Source organism: Enterobacter sp. CC120223-11, from assembly GCF_900215375.1.
GTDB lineage: Bacteria > Pseudomonadota > Gammaproteobacteria > Enterobacterales > Enterobacteriaceae > Scandinavium.
This window is the reverse complement of the sequence record NZ_OBEF01000005.1, coordinates 128175-147735: the sequence shown is the minus strand read 5'-3', so window position 1 is coordinate 147735 and position 19561 is coordinate 128175. Positions and strand designations below refer to the sequence as shown.

Annotated in this window: 17 protein-coding genes; 9 read left to right on the top strand and 8 right to left on the bottom strand. The window is 59.0% G+C overall.

Annotation, left to right across the window (positions count from 1 at the left end):
- Positions 1–24: 24 nt before the first annotated feature.
- The 3 genes from CRO87_RS07915 to nepI all read left to right on the top strand — a co-directional run bounded on the left by CRO87_RS07915 (position 25) and on the right by nepI (position 4854).
- Positions 25–1413: an NCS2 family protein gene (locus CRO87_RS07915; RefSeq protein WP_097162390.1), complete on the top strand. Its 1389-nt coding sequence runs from the start codon at positions 25–27 to the stop codon at positions 1411–1413.
- A 120-nt stretch (positions 1414–1533) separates the two neighbouring features.
- The gene (locus CRO87_RS07910) at positions 1534–3273 is read left to right on the top strand and encodes an AsmA family protein (RefSeq protein ID WP_097162389.1); all 1740 of its coding nucleotides are present in this window, start codon (positions 1534–1536) and stop codon (positions 3271–3273) included.
- A gap of 399 nt (positions 3274–3672) precedes the next feature.
- Positions 3673–4854 (top strand): purine ribonucleoside efflux pump NepI, encoded by a 1182-nt coding sequence (gene nepI / locus CRO87_RS07905; protein WP_097162388.1) that lies wholly within the window; start codon positions 3673–3675, stop codon positions 4852–4854.
- A 12-nt stretch (positions 4855–4866) separates the two neighbouring features.
- Here the strand turns inward: nepI and CRO87_RS07900 are convergent, their stop codons facing one another.
- The 6 genes from CRO87_RS07900 to CRO87_RS07875 all read right to left on the bottom strand — a co-directional run bounded on the left by CRO87_RS07900 (position 4867) and on the right by CRO87_RS07875 (position 12586).
- Positions 4867–5157 carry a YicS family protein gene (locus CRO87_RS07900; protein ID WP_097162387.1) on the bottom strand — a complete coding sequence of 97 codons (291 nt, stop codon included), beginning with the start codon at positions 5155–5157 and terminating at the stop codon, positions 4867–4869.
- A 141-nt stretch (positions 5158–5298) separates the two neighbouring features.
- Complete coding sequence (locus tag CRO87_RS07895; RefSeq protein ID WP_097162386.1) at positions 5299–6201, bottom strand: DMT family transporter; 903 nt, start codon at positions 6199–6201, stop codon at positions 5299–5301.
- Between the two features lie 83 nt (positions 6202–6284).
- Complete coding sequence (locus CRO87_RS07890) at positions 6285–7649, bottom strand: efflux transporter outer membrane subunit (protein WP_097162510.1); 1365 nt, start codon at positions 7647–7649, stop codon at positions 6285–6287.
- Between the two features lie 3 nt (positions 7650–7652).
- Positions 7653–10760, bottom strand: a complete 3108-nt coding sequence (locus CRO87_RS07885) for an efflux RND transporter permease subunit (protein ID WP_097162385.1) — start codon at positions 10758–10760, stop codon at positions 7653–7655.
- Positions 10760–11881: an efflux RND transporter periplasmic adaptor subunit gene (locus CRO87_RS07880; protein ID WP_097162384.1), complete on the bottom strand. Its 1122-nt coding sequence runs from the start codon at positions 11879–11881 to the stop codon at positions 10760–10762. Before CRO87_RS07880 ends, CRO87_RS07885 begins: the two co-directional genes overlap by 1 nt.
- A gap of 135 nt (positions 11882–12016) precedes the next feature.
- Positions 12017–12586: a TetR/AcrR family transcriptional regulator gene (locus CRO87_RS07875; protein ID WP_097162383.1), complete on the bottom strand. Its 570-nt coding sequence runs from the start codon at positions 12584–12586 to the stop codon at positions 12017–12019.
- 171 nt (positions 12587–12757) lie between these two features.
- On the opposite strand from CRO87_RS07875, the gene CRO87_RS07870 reads away from it, so the two are divergent.
- A complete protein-coding gene (locus CRO87_RS07870) occupies positions 12758–13174 on the top strand; it encodes a GNAT family N-acetyltransferase (RefSeq protein WP_097162382.1) in 417 nt (138 codons plus the stop codon).
- Here the strand turns inward: CRO87_RS07870 and CRO87_RS07865 are convergent.
- Positions 13171–13827: a TetR/AcrR family transcriptional regulator gene (locus CRO87_RS07865; RefSeq protein WP_097162381.1), complete on the bottom strand. Its 657-nt coding sequence runs from the start codon at positions 13825–13827 to the stop codon at positions 13171–13173. The two genes, CRO87_RS07870 and CRO87_RS07865, sit on opposite strands and share 4 nt — an antisense overlap.
- Positions 13828–13906: 79 nt before the next feature.
- On the opposite strand from CRO87_RS07865, the gene CRO87_RS07860 reads away from it, so the two are divergent.
- From CRO87_RS07860 to CRO87_RS07840, 5 genes are all read left to right on the top strand, one after another.
- Positions 13907–15421 (top strand): MDR family MFS transporter, encoded by a 1515-nt coding sequence (locus CRO87_RS07860; protein WP_176504281.1) that lies wholly within the window; start codon positions 13907–13909, stop codon positions 15419–15421.
- Between the two features lie 86 nt (positions 15422–15507).
- Positions 15508–15978: a nuclear transport factor 2 family protein gene (locus CRO87_RS07855; RefSeq protein ID WP_097162379.1), complete on the top strand. Its 471-nt coding sequence runs from the start codon at positions 15508–15510 to the stop codon at positions 15976–15978.
- Between the two features lie 107 nt (positions 15979–16085).
- Positions 16086–17390: a serine hydrolase gene (locus tag CRO87_RS07850; RefSeq protein ID WP_097162378.1), complete on the top strand. Its 1305-nt coding sequence runs from the start codon at positions 16086–16088 to the stop codon at positions 17388–17390.
- Positions 17391–17619: 229 nt separating this feature from the next.
- The gene (gene nlpA / locus CRO87_RS07845; protein ID WP_097162377.1) at positions 17620–18432 is read left to right on the top strand and encodes a lipoprotein NlpA; all 813 of its coding nucleotides are present in this window, start codon (positions 17620–17622) and stop codon (positions 18430–18432) included.
- Between the two features lie 114 nt (positions 18433–18546).
- On the top strand, positions 18547–19029 hold the full coding sequence (locus tag CRO87_RS07840; RefSeq protein WP_176504280.1) for a transcriptional regulator: 483 nt from the start codon (positions 18547–18549) through the stop codon (positions 19027–19029).
- A 50-nt stretch (positions 19030–19079) separates the two neighbouring features.
- Here CRO87_RS07840 and CRO87_RS07835 read toward each other — a convergent pair whose 3' ends face one another.
- Positions 19080–19511, bottom strand: coding sequence for a cadherin-like beta sandwich domain-containing protein (locus CRO87_RS07835; RefSeq protein WP_097162375.1), 432 nt, complete (start codon positions 19509–19511; stop codon positions 19080–19082).
- Between the last annotated feature and the right edge of the window lie 50 nt (positions 19512–19561).

Below are 19561 nucleotides of genomic sequence, written 5' to 3'. Positions count from 1 at the left end.
TCCACCACGGGATTGCCTCTGAATATGTCAGTGAACACCATCGAAGCTGAAAATGCGCAACCGATTGCGCCGAAGAATAACAGCGAGCTTATCTACCGCCTTGAAGACCGCCCCCCGCTGCCACAGACGCTGTTTGCCGCCTTCCAGCACCTGCTGGCCATGTTCGTGGCGGTGATCACCCCGGCGCTGCTGATTTGCCAGGCGCTCGGCTTACCGGCGCAGGACACGCAGCACATCATCAGCATGTCGCTGTTCGCATCGGGCGTGGCATCCATTATTCAGATTAAAGCCTGGGGGCCGGTTGGCTCCGGGCTGCTGTCCATTCAGGGCACCAGTTTTAACTTTGTTGCGCCGTTAATCATGGGTGGTACCGCGCTTAAAACCGGTGGCGCAGATGTGCCAACCATGATGGCCGCGCTGTTCGGCACCCTGATGCTGGCAAGCTTCACCGAGATGGCGCTCTCCCGCGTTCTGCACCTGGCGCGCCGCATCATCACGCCGCTGGTGTCCGGCGTGGTGGTGATGATTATCGGCCTGTCGCTGATTCAGGTGGGCCTCACCTCCATCGGCGGTGGCTATGCTGCCATGGCCGATCACACCTTTGGCGCACCGAAAAACCTGCTGCTGGCGGGCATCGTACTGGCCATCATTATCGTGCTGAACCGCCAGCGTAATCCGTATTTGCGCATTGCTTCGCTGGTGATTGCGATGGCCGCAGGCTATACCGCTGCCTGGCTGATGGGCATGCTGCCGGAATCCGTGCCCACCAACAGCCCGCTCATTATGGTGCCAACGCCGCTGCATTATGGCCTCGGCATCGACTGGAATCTGCTGCTGCCGCTGATGCTGGTGTTTATGATCACCTCGCTGGAAACCATCGGTGATATCACCGCCACCTCAGACGTCTCCGAGCAGCCTGTTTCCGGCCCGCTGTATATGAAGCGCCTGAAGGGCGGCGTGCTGGCGAACGGCCTGAACTCCTGCGTCTCAGCTATTTTCAATACCTTCCCGAACTCCTGCTTCGGTCAGAACAACGGCGTGATCCAGCTGACCGGCGTTGCCAGCCGCTACGTGGGCTTTGTGGTGGCGCTGATGCTGATCGTGCTCGGCCTGTTCCCGGCGGTCAGCGGTTTTGTGCAGCACATTCCTGAACCGGTGCTCGGCGGCGCAACGCTTGTGATGTTCGGTACCATCGCCGCTTCCGGCGTGCGCATCGTTTCCCGCGAGCCGCTGAACCGTCGCGCCATCCTGATTATCGCGCTGTCGCTGGCCGTCGGCCTCGGCGTCTCCCAACAGCCGATGATCCTGCAGTTCGCACCGGACTGGCTGAAAAACCTGCTCTCATCCGGCATCGCCGCGGGCGGTATCACCGCCATCGTACTGAACCTGGTCTTCCCGCCAGAGAAGAACTGATCCTCATCACGGCGGTGCGCACAGGTGCCGCCGTGAAACCTTCTAATACGAATCCTTCCTTGAGGATTGCGCACAGATCGTGCATAACTCCTTTATGTGCCCTTCACTGGATGGAAGACGATGAAATTTATCGGGAAGCTGCTGCTCTGGCTGCTCATCGCCCTGCTGCTGGTTGTGCTGACGTTCTACTTTTTATTGCAAACCCGCTGGGGCGCGCGTGAAGTCAGTAACTGGATCTCCGCCAACACCGATTACCACATCGCCTTCGACGCGATGGATCATCGCTTTTCCTCTCCCTCGCACATCCTGTTGAATAACGTCACCTTTGGTCGGGACGGCAAGCCCGCGACGCTGGTCGCCAAAACCGTGGATATCGGCCTGAGCAGCCGTCAGCTCACCGACCCGCTGCATGCCGACACCATCACCTTGCAGGACGGCACCCTGAACCTGTCGCCGTCCACCGCGCCATTCCCGTTTGAAGCCGATACGCTGCAGCTCAGCAATATGGCGTTCAACAGTCCGGAAACAGGCTGGGAACTGAGCGCGCAGCGCGTGACCGGCGGCGTATCGCCGTGGTTGCCGGAAGCGGGCAATGTGCTCGGCAAGCAAACGCAGATTCAGATGAGCGCGGGATCGATGACCCTGAACGGTATCCCGGCGGAAAACGTGCTTATTCAGGGCAGCATCGACAATGGCGTGGTAACGCTTGGCACCATAGGGGCGGATATCGCCCGTGGCTCGCTCACCGGGAACGCGAAGCGCAACGCCGATGGCAGCTGGCTGGTCGACAGCCTGCGCCTGACCGACATTCGCATGCAGAGCGATAAATCACTGACCGATTTCTTCGCCCCGCTGACCACCGTGCCGTCACTCACCATCGGTAGCCTGGAAGTGACCGATGCGCGCCTGCAGGGGCCGGACTGGGCGATTGCTGATTTGGATCTCAGCCTGCGTAACCTCACCCTCAGCCAGGGCGGCTGGAACAGCGATGGCGGGCGTCTGTCGATGAACGCCGACGAATTTATCTACGGCTCTCTTCATCTGATGGACCCGATTTTAAACGCCGAATTTTCACCGCAGGGCGTGGCGTTGCGCCAGTTCACCTCCCGTTGGGAAGGCGGGATGGTGCGCACGTCCGGCAACTGGTTACGCAACGGCAACGCGCTGGTGCTGGACGACACCGCCATCGCCGGGCTGGAATACACGCTGCCGCAGAACTGGAAACAACTGTGGATGGATCCGCTGCCCGCCTGGCTGCAAAGCATCACCCTGAGCAAATTCACCGCCAGCCGCAACCTGGTTATCGACATCGAACCAAGCTTCCCGTGGCAGATAACCTCGCTGGATGGCTACGGTGATAACCTGCAGATAGCGAAGAACAGCAGCTGGGGCGTATGGAGCGGCAACGCTGCGCTGAACGCCGCCGCCGCTACGTTCAACCGCGTGGACGTGCGCCGCCCTTCACTGAAGCTGGTCGCCAGCCCGTCGCAGGTGAACATCACTGAACTCAGCGCCTTCACAGAGAAAGGTATTCTGGACGCTACGGCAGGCGTGTCACAGCTGCCGCAGCGTGAGGCAGCTATCAGCCTGAACGGTCGCGGCGTGCCGCTGAACATTTTGCAGGAATGGGGTTGGCCAGTGCTGCCGATTAGCGGCGATGGCAATCTTCAGCTGCGCGCCAGAGGGAACGTACAGGCCAGCGCACCGCTAAAACCGAGCGTCAGCGGACAGCTGCATGCCATCAACATGGCGAAGCAGGAAGTGACCCAGACCATGACCAACGGCGAAGTGACTACCGCCGCGCCTGTTGTACCCGCGCCAACGGAAGCTGCGCCGGTTCCAGCGGCTCCGGCACAGTAATTTCCCCCTCACCCTGACCCTCTCCCTCAGGGAGAGGGGATAAACCGAACCCTGCCTCGACTCTTGAATCTCTTCCTTCGGGTGGGGATAAAACCGGTTCTGTCTTCGACTCCTCTCGTCTTTTCCCCCTCGCCCCTGTGGGGAGAGGGGATAGGGCGATCCCTGCCTCGACTCTTGAACCTTTTCCTTCGGGAGGGGATAAAACCGGTTCCGACTTCGACTCCTGTCGTCTTTTCCCCCTCGCCCCTATGGGGAGAGGGCTGGGGTGAGGGGAACAGGCCGCACTTTTCCCTTCTCATTATGCGAGAGTGAGCGCACCGATAGTTGCCAAAACGTTAAATACGTCACAGTTAAAATGTTACACTGCGCAACTTTCCTTCAGAAATAGCCAGGTGACTCATGAGCGAATGTACCGAAACCCTTCCCCGCAGCGAGGCGCTTACCCGGCCTAACTGGTCGGCGGTCTTTGCCGTGGCGTTCTGCGTTGCCTGCCTGATTACCGTCGAATTTCTGCCGGTGAGCCTGCTGACGCCAATGGCGCAGGAGCTTGGCATCACCGAAGGCGTTGCGGGCCAGTCGGTCACCACCACCGCGTTTGTGGCGATGTTCGCGAGCCTGTTTGTCACCCATATTATTGGCCGCACCGACCGCCGTTACGTGGTGATTCTGTTCTCCGTGCTGCTGACGCTCTCCTGCCTGCTGGTGTCGTTCGCCTCAAGCTTCAGCCTGCTTCTGCTGGGTCGCGCCTGCCTGGGCCTGGCGCTTGGCGGCTTCTGGGCGATGTCCGCTTCGCTGACCATGAGGTTGGTGCCCGCGCGTATGGTGCCGAAAGCGCTGTCGGTCATTTTTGGCGCCGTCTCCATAGCGTTGGTGATCGCCGCCCCGCTGGGTAGTTTTTTAGGTGGCATTATCGGCTGGCGCAACGTGTTTAACGGCGCGGCGATAATGGGCCTTCTGTGCGTGGTCTGGGTATGGAAAGCGCTGCCGTCGCTGCCGGGCGAAAGTGGGCAAAAGGCCAATATGTTCGGGCTGCTAAAACGTCCTGGCGTACTGGCTGGCATGACCGCTATCTTTATGGCCTTCGCCGGACAGTTCGCGTTCTTCACCTATATTCGTCCGGTGTTTATGACGCTGGCCGGGTTTGACGTCGACGGCCTGACGCTGGTGCTGCTGAGCTTTGGCATCGCCAGTTTTGTCGGCACCTCGCTCTCCGCGCCAATCCTCAAATACTCGGTGAAAGTGGCGCTGGCCTGCGCGCCGCTGATCCTTGCCATCAGCGCGCTGGTGCTGATTTTGTGGGGAAGTGAGAAAGCTGTGGCGGCCACGGTGGCGATTGTCTGGGGCTTTGCGTTCGCGCTGGTGCCGGTAGGCTGGTCAACGTGGATCACCCGCTCGCTCTCCGATCAGGCGGAAAAAGCAGGGTCGATTCAGGTGGCGGTGATTCAGCTCGCCAACACCTGTGGCGCAGCAATTGGCGGCGTGGTGCTTGACCATTTTGGCCTGCTGTCGCCGCTTATGCTTTCAGGCACGCTGATGTTGCTCACCGCACTGCTGGTGGCAACAAAGGTGCGAATGAAGTAACGCTCGCCCGGATCACATATCCGGGCACTGGATTTGCCCGATGGCATCCCAGTAATTTTTCTGATTACTGCGCTCCAGCGCGATGGTGGCATCCCGGACGTGCAATTTATTCTCTTCGTTGGCGAGAATTTTATTGCCGAAATCCGTGTCGCTCATGTTTTTGCTCGGGGTGCAGGTTTTCTTCACGTCCTTCATCACCTGCTGTTTTTGCTGCTCAAACTGCAGCCCTTTCAACGGGGTGCTTGCCCAGGCTGCTGGCGCGGTCAGGCAGGCCAGCAGACAAAGTAATGGTACAGTTTTCATCACGGAACCCTTCTGTTGCAACGCCATCCTTCAACTATATGTGCTCATGCCCTGACGCGCAAATCTTAGCCTGATAATTTATTTTTAAATCAGGCAATTAGAAAAATTATCGCGCAAAGGCATGATTGACAGTCTCTGCCGTCAGCTCAGTCGCGCATGGCGCCTGGAATCCAGCGAAATCAGGATAACCGAGGAGAGGATCAGCAGGGTGCCGAGCCAGTCCGGAAGCGCAAAGCTGACGCCGAGCAGCAGTACTGACAAAAACGCGCTGCTGAGCGGTTCGGCGCAGCTCAGAATGCTGGCCTTCGGGCCGCCAATCATCTGCGCGCCCTTCAGATAGAGGCTGAACGTCAGCGACGTGCCAATCACCACCAGGTAGAAAAATGCCAGCAGCAGGCTGCCGTTAACCACGAAGTGCGTGCCTTCCCGAGCGTAGAAAGGCAGTAAAAATGCCCCGCCGATCAGCATGCTCCAGCCGACAATGGGCAGCGTACCGTAACGCGCAATCAGCGTGGAAGGATAGGTTGTGTAGAAGGCCGCGGCAAACGCCGAGGCAATGCCCCAGAACACCGCCGCCGGAGAGACGGAAAGCGACGTAGGATCGCCGTGGGTCACCAGCAGGAAGGTGCCAATAAGCGAGGTGAAAATGGCTGCAAACACCAGCCCGCCGGGGCGCGATTTCCGCGCGAGGGCGAACCAGGCCACGATGATCGTCGGCGACAGGAACTGAAGCACGGTCGCGGTGGCGGCGTTCGATTTTTCGATGGTCATCAGGAAGGTGAGCTGCACCGTCAGCGCGCCGACAATGGAGAACAGCAGCAGGCTCAGCGCATCTTTGCGGTGTTTCATAATACGGAAGATGTTATCGCCGTGGACGAAGCCGAGCATCAGCAAAATCAGCCCCGCGAAAATCAGACGCACCATCGTCAGAAACGGCGACGACATCTGACTCTGCTCCATAATGTACTGCGCACAAACGCCCGAACTGCCCCAGAGCACGGCGGCGATCAGCACGTTCAGCATCCCTTTGCGGGTGGCTCCCATCTTGTCCTCAACAACCTGATTATGTTGCGGCGATGATAGCACAGGCTGAAAGCGGGAAGCGGCCGCCTCCCTGATTTAAGGGGTTACTCCATGCCACCGCCGAGGGACTGCCACAGGGTAATGCGGTTCTCCGCATCGGTCTGCTGCAGGGCGATCAGCGATTGCTGCGCCGACCACAGAGAACGCTGCGCGGTCAGCACCGTCAGGTAATCGCCAATTCCACCCTTGTACTGACGCATCGCCACATCGAAAGTCTGCTGTTCCGCCGCCACGTATTCGCGCTGGGCGTCCAGCTGTTCGTTGAGCGTTTCGCGACGTGCAAGGGCGTCGGCTACATCTTTAAACGCACTCTGGATGGTTTTCTCATAAGTGGCGATCAGCCCTTTTTTCTCCGCTTCGGCGTAGCGCAGCTGTGCCAGATTGCTGCCGCCGCTGAACAACGGCAGGGAGATCGACGGCGCGAACGACCACACCTTCAGGCCATGGCTGAACAGCGAGGAGAGCGAATTGCTGCCCACGCCTGCGCTGGCGGTGAGTGAAATGGAGGGGAAGAAGTTGGCGCGCGCCGCACCGATGTTCGCGTTGGCGCTCTTCAGGTTGTGCTCCGCCTCCTGAATGTCCGGGCGACGCAGCAGCACAGTGGAAGACACGCCCGCCGGGATCAGGCGAATGGCATCGTCGTGCAGGCTTTCCAGCGTGCCGGGCAGGAGGCTGTCAGGCACCGTGTCGCCCGCCAGCAGGTTGAGCGCATTCTTATCCTGCATGACGAGGGTCTGATAGCTGGCAACGCTGGCGCGGGCTTGCTGATAAACCGCCATCGCTTCACTGACGTCCGTGACGGCGGCCGTCCCCACTTCCATCTGCCTTTTGACGATTTTCAGCGAGTCGGCGGCGCTGGTCAGCGTCTGCTGCGCGAGGGCCAGGTTGCTGTTATCTGCCGCCAGCGTTACCCAGGCGGTGCTGAGTTCAGCGATCATCGTCAGGCGGGTGTTTTGCGCAGTGTAGACGCTGGCAAGCCAGGTTTCCCGCGCGGCGCGGGTCAGGCTCTGGTTGCGGCCAAACAGATCCAACTCGAAGCTGGACACTGCGCCGTCGGCTTCGGCGCTCGATGTAATCCCGCTCGCCACCGTGCGGCTGCGGGTTGAGCTGAGTTCCGCATCGACAGAAGGCAGAAGCGACGCGCGGGTTTCGCCGTACTGCGCGCGGGCCGCATCGATATCGGCAATCGCCTTCTGTACGTCGCGGTTGCTGCTCAGCGCCATGCTGACAATCTGCTTAAGCCGCGCGTCATTCACCACCTGCTGCCAGTCGCTGGCAACGGCTTTGGCTTCACCCTTCTGCCCCGGCAGCGAGGGCGGAACGGGGGCGGCGGGCGTGGTGTAGTTCGGGTCGAGCGAAACGCAGCCCGTGCTCAGGAGCGCCAATACTAAAACGGAAACACGAAACATCATTTACTCCTGATTCGAACGATGGCGGGTGAACAGGCGTTTCACCAGCACGAAAAACAGCGGCACGAAGAAAATGGCCAGCAGCGTGGCGGTCAGCGTGCCGCCGATAATGCCGGTCCCGATGGCGACGCGGCTGTTGGCCCCGGCCCCGGTTGCGACGGCGAGCGGCGTGACCCCGGCGATAAACGCCAGTGAGGTCATAATGATCGGGCGCAAACGCGTTTGTGCGGCACGCAGCGCCGCGCGGCTGAGGGAATAGCCGTCATCCAGCGCCGCTTCGGCAAACTCCACAATCAGAATGGCGTTCTTTGAAGACAGGCCAATGGTGGTCAGCAGCGCCACCTGGAAGTAGACGTCATTACTCAGGCCCCGCGTCCACGCGGCAAGCGCCGCACCAAGCAGGCCAAGCGGGATGACCAGAATGACCGAGAACGGTACAGACCAGCTTTCATAGAGAGCCGCAAGGCAGAGGAAGACCACCAGGATCGACACCGCATACAGCGCCATGGCCTGGCCGCTGGCGAGTTTTTCCTGAAGCGACAAGCCACTCCAGGCCCAGGTGGTGCCGGACGGCAGCTTGTTCGCCAGCGCTTCCATTTTTGCCATCGCCGTACCGGAGCTGAAGCCGCTGGCGTTCTCCCCCTGAATTTCATACGCCGGGGAGCCGTTGTAGCGGACGAGGCTTTCCGGGCCGTATTCCCAGCGGGTGGTGGCAAAGGCGGAGAACGGGGTCATGCTGCTGTCGCTGCCGCGCACGAACCATTTATTGAGATCGGACGGCACGGCGCGTGAGTCGCTGTCGCCCTGGATGTAGACCTTTTTCACGCGCCCGCGATCGATAAAGTCATTCACGTAGGTACCGCCCCAGGCGCTGGAGAGCGTGCTGGTGACGTCGCTTAGCGCGAGGCCAAGGGACACGGCTTTGTTGCTGTCGATATCCACTTGTAACTGCGGCATTTGCGGTAAATCGTTGGCGCGAACGGCGTGCAGGGCACTGTCCTGATTGGCTTCGCCGATAAGCTGATTGCGCATTTTCAGCAGCGTGTCGCGGTCGGTTGCGCCGTTCGCCAGCAGCTCAAAGGTGAAGCCGTTGCTTTGCCCGAGGCCGTCCACGGCGGGCGGGATCATCGCAAACAGGGTGGCATCCCTGATGGTGCCCAGCTGCTGTGTCGCCCGCAGGGCAATCGCCTGGGCGCTGTTTTCATCCCCTTTACGCTCGGACCAGTTTTTCAGCGACACAAACGCCATCCCGGCGTTCTGCCCGCTGCCGCTAAAGCTGAAGCCGTCGACGGTGAAAATCACGTCGGTGTTGGCTTTCTCTTTGGTGAGGAACCAGTTAATCACCTGATTTCGCACGTCGGTGGTGCGCGCCGCCGTCGCCCCGGCGGGCAGCGTGTACTGAACCATGATTTCGCCCTGGTCCTCTACCGGCAGGAAGCTGCCGGGCAGTTTCCACATAGCCAGGGCCATCGCGCCGCAAAGCACGGCGTATATCGCCATCACGCTGCCGGAACGGCGAAGCACGCGTAGAACACGATGCTGATAACCCTGTTCGGTGCGGCCATAAAAACGGTTAAACGCGCCGAAAAAGCCTTTCTTGTGCGGCGGCTTGTGGCTCAGAATCGAGCCGCACAATGCGGGCGTGAGCGTCAGCGCTACCACCACGGAAAGCGCCATTGCGGAGATGATGGTCACCGAGAACTGGCGGTAAATCACGCCCGTTGAGCCGCCGAAGAACGCCATTGGCAGGAACACGGCGGAGAGCACCAGCGCGATGGCAATCAGCGCGCCTGAGATTTCCCCCATTGATTTTTCAGTGGCCTCGCGGGCGGGCAGCCCTTCGTCGCGCATAATGCGCTCGACGTTCTCCACCACCACGATCGCGTCATCCACCAGCAGGCCTATCGCCAGCACCATCGCAAACAGCGTCAGGGTGTTGATCGAGTAGCCGAACAGCGCCAGTACGCCAAAGGTGCCGAGCAGCACAACCGGCACCGCCAGCGCCGGGATCAGCGTGGCGCGCAGGTTTTGCAGGAACAGATACATCACGCAGACCACCAGAATGATGGCTTCGAACAGCGTCTGCACCACGTCCTCAACGGAAATCTTGATGAAGTCGGTGCTATCTTTCGGGAAGGCGACGTCATAGCCCTGCGGCATGGAGCGCTTAAACTCGGCGATTTTGTCCTTCACAAGCGTTGCGGTATCGAGTGCGTTTGCCCCCGGAGCCAGCATCACCGCCACGCCCGCCGCCGGGTGGCCGTTCAGCTTCGCCGTGGCGGTGTAATCTTCACTGCCCATTTCCACCCGCGCGACGTCGCCGATGCGAACCACGGCGCCGCTGGACTGGCTTTTGATGATGATATTTTTGAACTGATCGACGGTTTGCAGACGTGACTGCGCCCGAACGGTGGCGGTCAGCTGTTGCGTAGCAGGCGAAGGTAACGCGCCAATTTTCCCGGCAGAAACCTGAACGTTTTGCGCCTCAATGGCGCTCTGTACGTCGGACGGCATCAGCGAATAGGAAGCGAGCTTCGCCGGGTCCAGCCAGATGCGCATGGCGTATTCCGCGCCGAACACCTGTAAGCTGCCCACGCCTTCAACGCGCGCCAGCGGGTCCTGCACATTGCTCACCAGCCAGTCGGCGATGTCCGAGCTGTTGGCCCGGTCGGTGGTGTCATACACCGCGGCAATCAGCAGGAAGCTGCTCTGGGATTTCTCCACCGTCACGCCTGCCTGCTGCACTTCGCTCGGCAGGCGGGACTCGGCCTGCTGCACTTTGTTCTGCACCTGGACCTGCGCGGTGTCCGGGTCTGTGCCCTGTTCGAAGGTGACCGTGATGCTGACCGAGCCGTCGGAGCTGCTGGTCGAAGTGAAATAGAGCAGGTTATCCAGCCCGGTGAGCTGCTGCTCTATCACCTGCGTCACGCTGTTTTCGAGGGTCTGCGCGGAGGCTCCGGTGTAAGTGGCGTTAATTTTTACCGACGGCGGCGCAACGTCAGGGTACTGCGCGACGGGCAGGGTGCGGATGGCCAGCGCCCCGGCGAGCATGATCAGAATGGCAATCACCCAGGCGAACACCGGGCGACGCACGAAGAAGCGGGAGAACATCAGGCTTTCCCTCCACTCAGGCTGACTTCATCGGCCTTCACCACCTGGCCGACGGTCACTTTGTCGGTGCCTTCGACGATAAGCTCATCGCCCGCCTTCAGGCCGCTCAGCACAAGCCATTTGTCGCCGTAGGTTTCGCCCGTTTCCAGCGTGCGCTGGGCAACTTTGTGGTCCGTGCCCACAACCAGCGCCGTGGCGTTACCCTTCACATCGCGGGTCACGCCCTGCTGCGGCGCCAGGATCGCGTCATTCATCACGCCTTCATCAATTCGCGCGCGGACAAACATACCCGGCAGCAGCTGTTGATGCGGGTTGGAAAAAACGGCGCGGAGCGTGACCGAGCCCGTAGATTCATCCACCGCCACTTCCGTCAGCGCCAGATGCCCTTTTTCCGCATAGGTGCTGCCGTCTTCCAGGGTCAGCGTGACGCTCAGCGTTTCACTGTTCGTTGCCAGCGATTGTTTACGTAATCGCAGCAAATCGACGCTCGAACGGGTGAGATCGACATACATTTCATCCAGCCCGCGAATGGTCGCCAGGGCGGTGTCCTGCTGCGCCGTCACCAGCGCGCCGGGCGTGACCGACGAAATGCCAATCCGCCCGGCAATCGGTGCGGCAACCGTGGTCCAGTTGAGATTGATGCGGGCGCTGTCGAGGGCGGCATTTTTCGATGCCACGCTGGCTGTGTCCTGCTCGCAGGTGGAGCGGGCATCTTCGGCGTCCTGGCGCGACACGCCGTTGTCCTTCACGAGCTGCGCGTAACGCTTCGCTTTCTGGCAATCGGCGGTGACCAGCGCCTGCGCCTGCTTCAGCGCGGCGGCGGCTTCGTTGTACGCCGCACGGTAGCTCGAGGCGTCAATCTGATACAGCGCCTGCCCGGCCTTCACCGTATCGCCTTCATTAAAAAGCCGTTTCTCAATAATGCCGCCGACCTGTGGACGCACTTCGGCACTTAACGCGGCGGTAGTGCGCCCGGTCAGGTCGCTGACGACGGAAACGGGCTGGCTTTTTAATGTGACGACGCCCACTTCCGGCGTGGTTTGCGGCGGCATCCCGCCCGGCGAATTGTCGCAGCCGCTCAGAAGAAAAAGTGCCGCAAGTGACGTTGTTAATCTTTTCATCATTTTTCCAGGGTGATCGAGGCCCTTCCCGTTAATGAGGTAACAGGAAAAAAAGGCGAGTGAACCTGCATCTCCGTTTTTGCGGAAATGGTAAAAAGGGAAATACTTATTTCCCTGATTAGTTGGTGGAATTAATTACCTGGCGGTAAAGAGCATCGTGGTAATTTCCCGATAGAGTTTCTCCAGCTGTTCCGGCGGCACTTTTTGCGGCGTTAAGCGGCGGTAAAAGGTGCCTTCCATCATCACCGCGACCACTTCCACGCAGCAGCGGATACGTTCATCACTGAGGTGTGGGCAGTCGCGTTTCACATTGGCGCAGGCGTTCTCAAACATGCGCGCATCGGCCTGGGCCAGCATCGCCGCCACTTGCGGGTTGCGCGTGGCTTCTGCCGACATCTCCAGCATCAGCGCGTCGTCGTCTTCGCTCAGCGTGACGCGCCAGGCCAGGATCTGCGGGATGGCGTCCACCTGCGCTTTGCCCGACATTTCGGCGATGCGGTTGTCGATAATTCGGCGGATCATCTCTTCGATAATCGCGTCTTTGTTACTGAAATAACGGTAGATTTGCCCGACGCTGAGCTTCGCCTCGGCGGCAATCTGCGACATGCTGGCAGCGTGAAAACCGTGGGAGCGAAAACAGCGTCGGGCGGCGGTGATGATTTCGTCCTGGCGTGCTTTCTGCCGGGCTTCGAGTTTGCTGCTCATGGCGAATCTCCGTACATTTATTAGTGAGAACGATCGTTCTCATTTCGGCTCATTATACGAGCAGACAATCTTTTCGGAAGTGTTTTTTTAATTACTTATTGAGAAGTCATTTCAGCCAATAAATAATGAAGAGAATGAGGATTTTTTGTGAAATTAACGCGGAGACGGGCGATGAAAATAGAGGTGACGGAAAATATTACTGCTGAAGATCAGGAAGAATTATTAGACGGACTGCGCGCTTTTAATCGTCAGTTTATTGATATCAGCGACTGGTACAGCCTCGGCGTCTATGCCCGCGACGAAAACGGCGTGATGACCGGCGGGCTGATTGGCAAACGCAAAGGCGACTGGCTGTGCATTGATTTTCTGTGGGTCAGCGAAAAAACGCGTGGCACCGGGCTTGGCAGCGAGCTTATCCGCACCGCCGAGGCGCGCATTCGCGAATGGGGCTGCCGCCATATGCTGGTTGATACCGCCAGCTTCCAGGCGCTGCCGTTCTACCAGAAATGCGGCTTCACCCTGCACAACAGCATTCAGGACTTCCCGTACCCGGGCATGCAGCGCCACTACCTGACCAAATCGCTCTAACCGCCGATCCCCTGGCCCATTATCGCCAGTGCATGGCGCACGATGGTGTCGGGGGAGACGGACTTCATTCGCTCATCGGTGCGCAGCCGGGAGAACGGCACCAGCACCAGGCTTATCAATGTCGTGATCAGCAGTTCGGGCGACAGGTCGCGATTCAGTTTTCCGCTTGCCTGCCAGCCGGTAATGGTGCTCAGCATTTTGTGGTATTTGTCATCGCCAAAGCGCGCGTGCATGTGCTGACGCAAAATCGGCATCTCGCCAATCATCTCCTGCATCCACAGCGGCGCGAACCAGTCGTTTTGCTCCGCGAGTTCTGCCAGCACTTTGACCATCAGCGTTAACGAGGTCACCGGATCGCCAGGATGTTCGCTGAACACCAGGCTGATGCGGTTGCGCAGCGGCATAAAACGCTCCTCAAGCAGCCTGTCGACCAGCGCTTCGCGGGAGGTGAAATAGTAGTGCAGCATCGCCGGGGTGACGCCCGCTTCTTTTGCAATCGCGTTCAGCGAAACTCGCGCAATCCCCTGGCGTGCAAACAGCATCAGGGCAATGTCCATCAGCTGTTCCCGGTTGTCGGCCCCGGCTTTTTTGCCACGTGGGCGACCGGGACGGCGTGGATTATCGGATTGTTCTTTGTCTTTCTGTGCTGACATTCGAGGAGGATCCCTTGACCGAATTCATAACTTACATGAATATTAATTGTGTATTTAATTAATTTCAAGTGAGCCCGTTATGGAGTCGCAACCAATGACTCAATCTGAGCACGTTCCGGCCACCGGCGTGAAGTCCATTCGCCTGCTGTTCAGCGCGCTGCTGCTGGTGATGCTGCTTTCGGCGCTGGATCAGACCATTGTCTCGACAGCGCTGCCGACGATTGTTGGCGAACTCGGCGGCCTCGATAAGCTGTCCTGGGTGGTTACGGCCTACATTCTGACCTCCACCATCGTGGTGCCGCTGTACGGCAAATTCGGCGATCTGTTTGGTCGCAAGCGGGTGCTGCAAATCGCCATAGTGCTGTTCCTGGCGGGCTCCGCGTTGTGCGGGCTGGCGCAGAACATGACGCAGCTGGTACTGATGCGTGCGCTGCAAGGCCTGGGCGGCGGCGGCTTGATGGTGATCAGCATGGCGGCTGTGGCGGACGTGATCCCGCCTGCCGAACGCGGACGCTATCAGGGGCTGTTCGGCGGCGTGTTTGGCCTGGCGACGGTCATCGGTCCGCTCATCGGCGGTTTTATCGTGCAGCACACCTCCTGGCGCTGGATCTTCTACATCAACCTGCCGCTCGGCCTGTTTGCGCTGTTGGTCATCGGGGCCGTGTTCCACAGCACCAACAAGCGCAGTGCGCATCAGATTGACTGGCTCGGCGCGCTTTACCTCAGCATGGCACTGCTGTGCATCACGCTGTTTACCACCGAAGGCGGCACGGTGCGTGAGTGGAGCGACCCGCAGCTGTGGTGCATTCTGGCCTTCGGCCTGGTGGGCATCGCCGGGTTTATCTATGAGGAGCGCCTTGCCTATGAGCCGATCATCCCGCTCTCGCTGTTCCGCGACCGCAGCTTTCTGCTGTGCAGCCTGATTGGTTTTATCATCGGCATGTCGCTGTTTGGCTCTGTGACCTTCCTGCCGCTCTATCTGCAGGTGGTGAAAGACGCCACGCCGACCGAAGCCGGGCTACAGCTGATCCCACTGATGGGCGGCCTGCTGGTCACGTCGATTATCAGCGGGCGTATCATCAGCCACACGGGGAAATATCGCCTGTTCCCGATCCTCGGCACGCTGCTTGGTTTCTGCGGCATGGTGCTGCTGACCCGCATCACCATTACCTCACCGACGTGGCATCTGTATCTGTTCACCGGCGTGCTCGGCATGGGGCTTGGGCTGGTTATGCAGGTGCTGGTGTTGGCGGTGCAGAACTCCGTCGCGCCGAATCTGTATGGCGTGGCGACCTCCGGCGTGACGCTGTTCCGCTCGATTGGCGGCTCCATCGGCGTGGCGCTGTTTGGCGCAGTCTTCACCCACGTTTTGCAGTCGAACCTTTCCACGCTCCTGCCCGAGGGCGCAGAAATACCGCGCGGCATGAACCCGGTGGCCGTCCATCAGCTGCCGGACGCCATTCGCGCCGATTATCTGGGTGCCTTCGGCGCGGCCATTCACGCCGCCTTCCTGATGGCCGCCTGCATTATGGTGCTGGCGTTCGTGCTGTCGTGGTTCCTGCGGGAGTCGCCGTTGAAGAAATCGCATCACTAACTCGCCGCCGGGAAGTTTCATCTTCCCGGTTTCGTTTTTTTGCGGTTGTGCCAGGATGAGTGGACCGAATTCGCCGGAGATCCATCATGACCGATCAACGCCCGCCTCTTCCCCCGTTTACCCTTGAGTCTGCCATCCAGAAGGTTCGCGCCGCCGAAGACGGCTGGAACAGCCGCAACCCGGAAAAAGTCTCGCTGGCCTATACGCCGGACAGCAGCTGGCGTAACCGCAGTGAGTTTATTGATGGCCGCGACGCCATTGTCGAGTTCCTCGACAGAAAATGGCGCAAGGAGCTGGAGTATCGCCTGATCAAAGAGCTGTGGGCCTATACTGACAACCACATCGCTGTGCGTTTTGCCTACGAATGGCACGACGAAGACGGCAACTGGTTCCGCTCATACGGCAATGAAAACTGGTCGTTTGACGACAACGGCCTGATGAGTAAGCGCTACGCCTGTATCAACGATATTTCTATTCAGGAAGACGATCGCCTGTTCCACTGGCCACAGGGCCGCCGTCCGGACGATCATCCCGGCCTTAGCGCGCTGGGGCTCTGATGGGTCTAGCGGGGGTTTTTCCCCCGCTGACTGACTACACTCGCCTGCCTGTCCCGCCTAAAGTGATGCCTGACATCTCATAAAACAAAACGATGAAAGGTACGGCTATGCGCAAGATTAACACCTCACTCTGTCTCCTCGCCCTTTGCCTGGGCTTCTCTTTGCAGGCCAGTGCAGCCAGCGAGTGCGGCGTGCCGCAGCTCACCACCTGCCCGTCGCCGGTGGATGCGAAATTACCGGATGTGAAAGACATGCTGACATGGGATCAGCAGCAGCGAGTGATTGGTTTTCGCAACGACTATCGCTCCTATCCGGGCGACGTGTTTAAGGCCAGTAATGCGCAGCCGATTCCGGTGATGATGCGGTCGCTCAGCAGCGCCACTTATCAGTATCAGGGCCAGCGCTACGACCTCCAGGATTACATCAAACGCAATGACGTAACCGGGATGATGGTTATCAAAGATGGCAAAGTGGCGTATCAGTATTACAGCCACGGCAACACGCCGACGACTCTCTGGACATCGCGTTCGGTCGGTAAATCGGTTGTCTCCACGCTGGTGGGCGTGGCGGTGAAAGAGGGCAAAATTGCCTCGCTGGACGATGAAATCGTCAAATATAACCCGGACGTGAAGGGCACCGCGTGGGAACACGTGACCGTGCGTCAGCTGATGCAGCACACCTCCGGCGTAACCTGGAATGAGGACTACACCAACCCGCAGTCTGACTTTGCGAAGCTCACCCAATGTGAAGCGAATAAAGACACCTATAACTGCGTGAATGCGCTGGTAAAAGATCCGAAACGTACCGCTTACGCCAAACCTGGCGTGGCGTGGTCATATTCTTCCGGCGGCGCGTGGCTGCTTGGCGATACGCTGGAAAAAGCCACCGGCAAATCGCTGGCGCAAAACCTACAGGAAAAAATCTGGCAACCGTACGGCATGGTGCATGACGGCGTGTGGCACAGCTATCAGCCCGGCAAGCACGACGTGGGCGCGCACGGCTTCAACGCCACCCTGGAAGACTGGGGCAAATTCGGCCTGTTTATCATGAACAACGGCGTGTTGCCGGATGGCACCAAAATGCTGCCGGATAACTGGGTGAAAGATGCCAGAACCTGGAACACCGCCGAGAAATCCGTTTCCGCCGCGCACCCGGACGGCATGTACGGCTACCAGTGGTGGAACAACAGCGTGCCGGTGAACGCCAAAGACGTCAGCCCGAAAGAGGGCCTGGCAAGCAAGGACACCATGTGGGCGCTCGGCATTTTCGGCCAGGTGATTGTCGTCAATCCGGCGCAAAAACTGGTGATCGTGCAGTGGTCCGCGTGGCCGAAAGCGGAGCCGTCCTTCAGCGCTCAGCCGCTGGAAGCATCGCTGATGTTTAATGCGATTGCGAATACGCTGGCGAAATAATTCCGCCACGCTCAGCCCGGCGGCGCTATGGCTTGCCGGGCCTACATACTGCACCAGGCAATTCCCTCTCCCTTCGGGAGAGGGTTAGGGAGAGGGGACGTACCTCACCTTATTCACCCGTTATCGCGTTTTCGTCTTATTCATTCCTTTTCGTTTTTATCCCCCTCGCGGCAAAGTCGCTATAGTCATTTTTCATTCAGGAACACTTTATTAAACAAGGAACTCCGGCGTGAAACTCTCCCTTCCTCATTTCGGCGCACTGCTGCTGGCGGGCCTGCTGCTCGCGGGCTGCGATCAGAAAAGCGACAGCGCAAAACACATCAAAGTTGGCGTGATTAACGGCGCGGAGCAGGACGTCGCTGAAGTCGCGAAGAAAGTCGCCAAAGAGAAATACGGCCTCGACGTCGAACTGGTCGGTTTCAGCGGCTCGCTGCTGCCGAACGACGCCACCAACGCCGGGGAGCTGGACGCCAACGTGTTCCAGCATCGCCCGTTCCTGGAACAGGACAACAAAGCGCATAACTTCCACCTGGTCGCGATCGGGAATACTTTTGTGTTCCCGATGGCAGGCTACTCGCGCAAGATTAAAACCGTTTCAGAACTGAAAGACGGGGCGACCATCGCCATTCCAAACGATCCGACCAACCTTGGCCGTGCGTTACTGCTGCTGCAAAAAGAGAAGCTGGTAACCCTCAAGCCCGGCAAAGGGCTGCTGCCAACCTCGCTCGACATCAGCGACAACCCGCGCAAGCTGCAAATTATGGAAATGGAAGGCGCACAGCTGCCGCGCGTACTCGACGATCCGAAGGTGGACGTGGCAATCATCAGCACCACCTACATCCAGCAAACGGGCCTGTCGCCGGTGCATGACAGCGTGTTTATCGAAGACAAAAACTCGCCGTACGTGAACATCATCGTCGCCCGTGAAGACAACAAAGACGCGGAGAACGTGAAGGAATTTATGCAGTCGTACCAGTCGCCGGAAGTGGCGAAAGCGGCAGAAAAAATCTTTAACGGCGGGGCCGTGCCCGGCTGGGAATGAGTGAGTCACCTGTAGCGACAAGGGCCAGCGGGATGCTGGCCCGAATTTTTCAACTCTGGCGCGGATATTGCTAATTCAACAAGGTCAATTGTTAAAACCAGAAAGGACCGGACGTTGAATATCACCGAACTTGGCAAGAAATCTGATTACATTGCCAGCAAGCGCCATCAGCTGCATACCCAATGGAAACACTACTCCAACACGCTGACGCAGGGCGTGACGCTCTCGAAGGCGCCCCTGCATCTGACCGTCGGACCCGCGTCCGAAAACGCACTGCGTTTCACGTTGTTTGAATACTACGCCCTTGAGATCCGCCTGGCGCGCGGCTTTCACACGCAGACGGTGCAGTACACGTTTGAGCAGGAAGATGGCGAAACTGTCGTGCTTGGCGAGGCCATGCTCTCAGGCGAAGGGCTTTTAAATGATGATATTCCGCTGCGCGATCGCCAGAGCGTGCTGGAACATTACCTTACGCTTATCGCCCCTGTGTACGACATGCTTTACCGCGCCACGCAGTTGAACATGCCGGAGCCAGCGACTGCACTTTTGGCGGGTGTCGATAAATGTCGAAACGCGTCGAATCTGGCGATGGGATGACGCTTTCGCGTCAATCAGGGCCAGCATCCCGCTGGCCTGATTTTCTGTTTTTACGAACACATGTAATTGTACGGCCCCGGCAGGCAAGGCCGCAGATACGCCCTGACCCGACCCTGCTTAAACGTGTACATCCCGCCTGAGAACGGATCGACAACCAGCCAGCCCGGCACGCCAAAGTAAATGATATTGCCGAAGGTGTACCAGTGGCTGAAGCGCATCCCGAGTGGCTCAAGAGTTGAATGATACCCCTCTGCTTTTACCGCCAGGCTGTACTCAATTTTGCCAAAGTAGCTGCCGTCCGACTTTTTCAGCGTGACCGTCTGCGGCGTGGTGCCCGTCGCCACAATCTGCCCGTGGTTATCGGTAATGGTGAAATACGCGCTGGAAGGCGTGCTCTCAACGGTGACCTGTTCCGTGCTGTTGCCAACCAGCGAGGCGCAGCCAGTCAGCAGCGGTAACAGTAAGACGAGTAATTTTTTCATGTGGGCGCTCCTGCGGTGAATACAGTAAAGAGCGACACACAGCCCGGAAA

Excerpts from the sequence above, each read along its gene's own strand:
- CRO87_RS07915 (WP_097162390.1), top strand. The coding sequence starts at position 25 with ATGTCAGTGAACACCATCGAAGCTGAAAATGCGCAACCGATTGCGCCG.
- CRO87_RS07910 (WP_097162389.1), top strand. The coding sequence starts at position 1,534 with ATGAAATTTATCGGGAAGCTGCTGCTCTGGCTGCTCATCGCCCTGCTG.
- nepI (WP_097162388.1), top strand. The coding sequence starts at position 3,673 with ATGAGCGAATGTACCGAAACCCTTCCCCGCAGCGAGGCGCTTACCCGG.
- CRO87_RS07900 (WP_097162387.1), bottom strand. The coding sequence starts at position 5,157 with ATGAAAACTGTACCATTACTTTGTCTGCTGGCCTGCCTGACCGCGCCA.
- CRO87_RS07895 (WP_097162386.1), bottom strand. The coding sequence starts at position 6,201 with ATGGGAGCCACCCGCAAAGGGATGCTGAACGTGCTGATCGCCGCCGTG.
- CRO87_RS07890 (WP_097162510.1), bottom strand. The coding sequence starts at position 7,649 with ATGTTTCGTGTTTCCGTTTTAGTATTGGCGCTCCTGAGCACGGGCTGC.
- CRO87_RS07885 (WP_097162385.1), bottom strand. The coding sequence starts at position 10,760 with ATGTTCTCCCGCTTCTTCGTGCGTCGCCCGGTGTTCGCCTGGGTGATT.
- CRO87_RS07880 (WP_097162384.1), bottom strand. The coding sequence starts at position 11,881 with ATGAAAAGATTAACAACGTCACTTGCGGCACTTTTTCTTCTGAGCGGC.
- CRO87_RS07875 (WP_097162383.1), bottom strand. The coding sequence starts at position 12,586 with ATGAGCAGCAAACTCGAAGCCCGGCAGAAAGCACGCCAGGACGAAATC.
- CRO87_RS07870 (WP_097162382.1), top strand. The coding sequence starts at position 12,758 with ATGAAAATAGAGGTGACGGAAAATATTACTGCTGAAGATCAGGAAGAA.
- CRO87_RS07865 (WP_097162381.1), bottom strand. The coding sequence starts at position 13,827 with ATGTCAGCACAGAAAGACAAAGAACAATCCGATAATCCACGCCGTCCC.
- CRO87_RS07860 (WP_176504281.1), top strand. The coding sequence starts at position 13,907 with ATGGAGTCGCAACCAATGACTCAATCTGAGCACGTTCCGGCCACCGGC.
- CRO87_RS07855 (WP_097162379.1), top strand. The coding sequence starts at position 15,508 with ATGACCGATCAACGCCCGCCTCTTCCCCCGTTTACCCTTGAGTCTGCC.
- CRO87_RS07850 (WP_097162378.1), top strand. The coding sequence starts at position 16,086 with ATGCGCAAGATTAACACCTCACTCTGTCTCCTCGCCCTTTGCCTGGGC.
- CRO87_RS07835 (WP_097162375.1), bottom strand. The coding sequence starts at position 19,511 with ATGAAAAAATTACTCGTCTTACTGTTACCGCTGCTGACTGGCTGCGCC.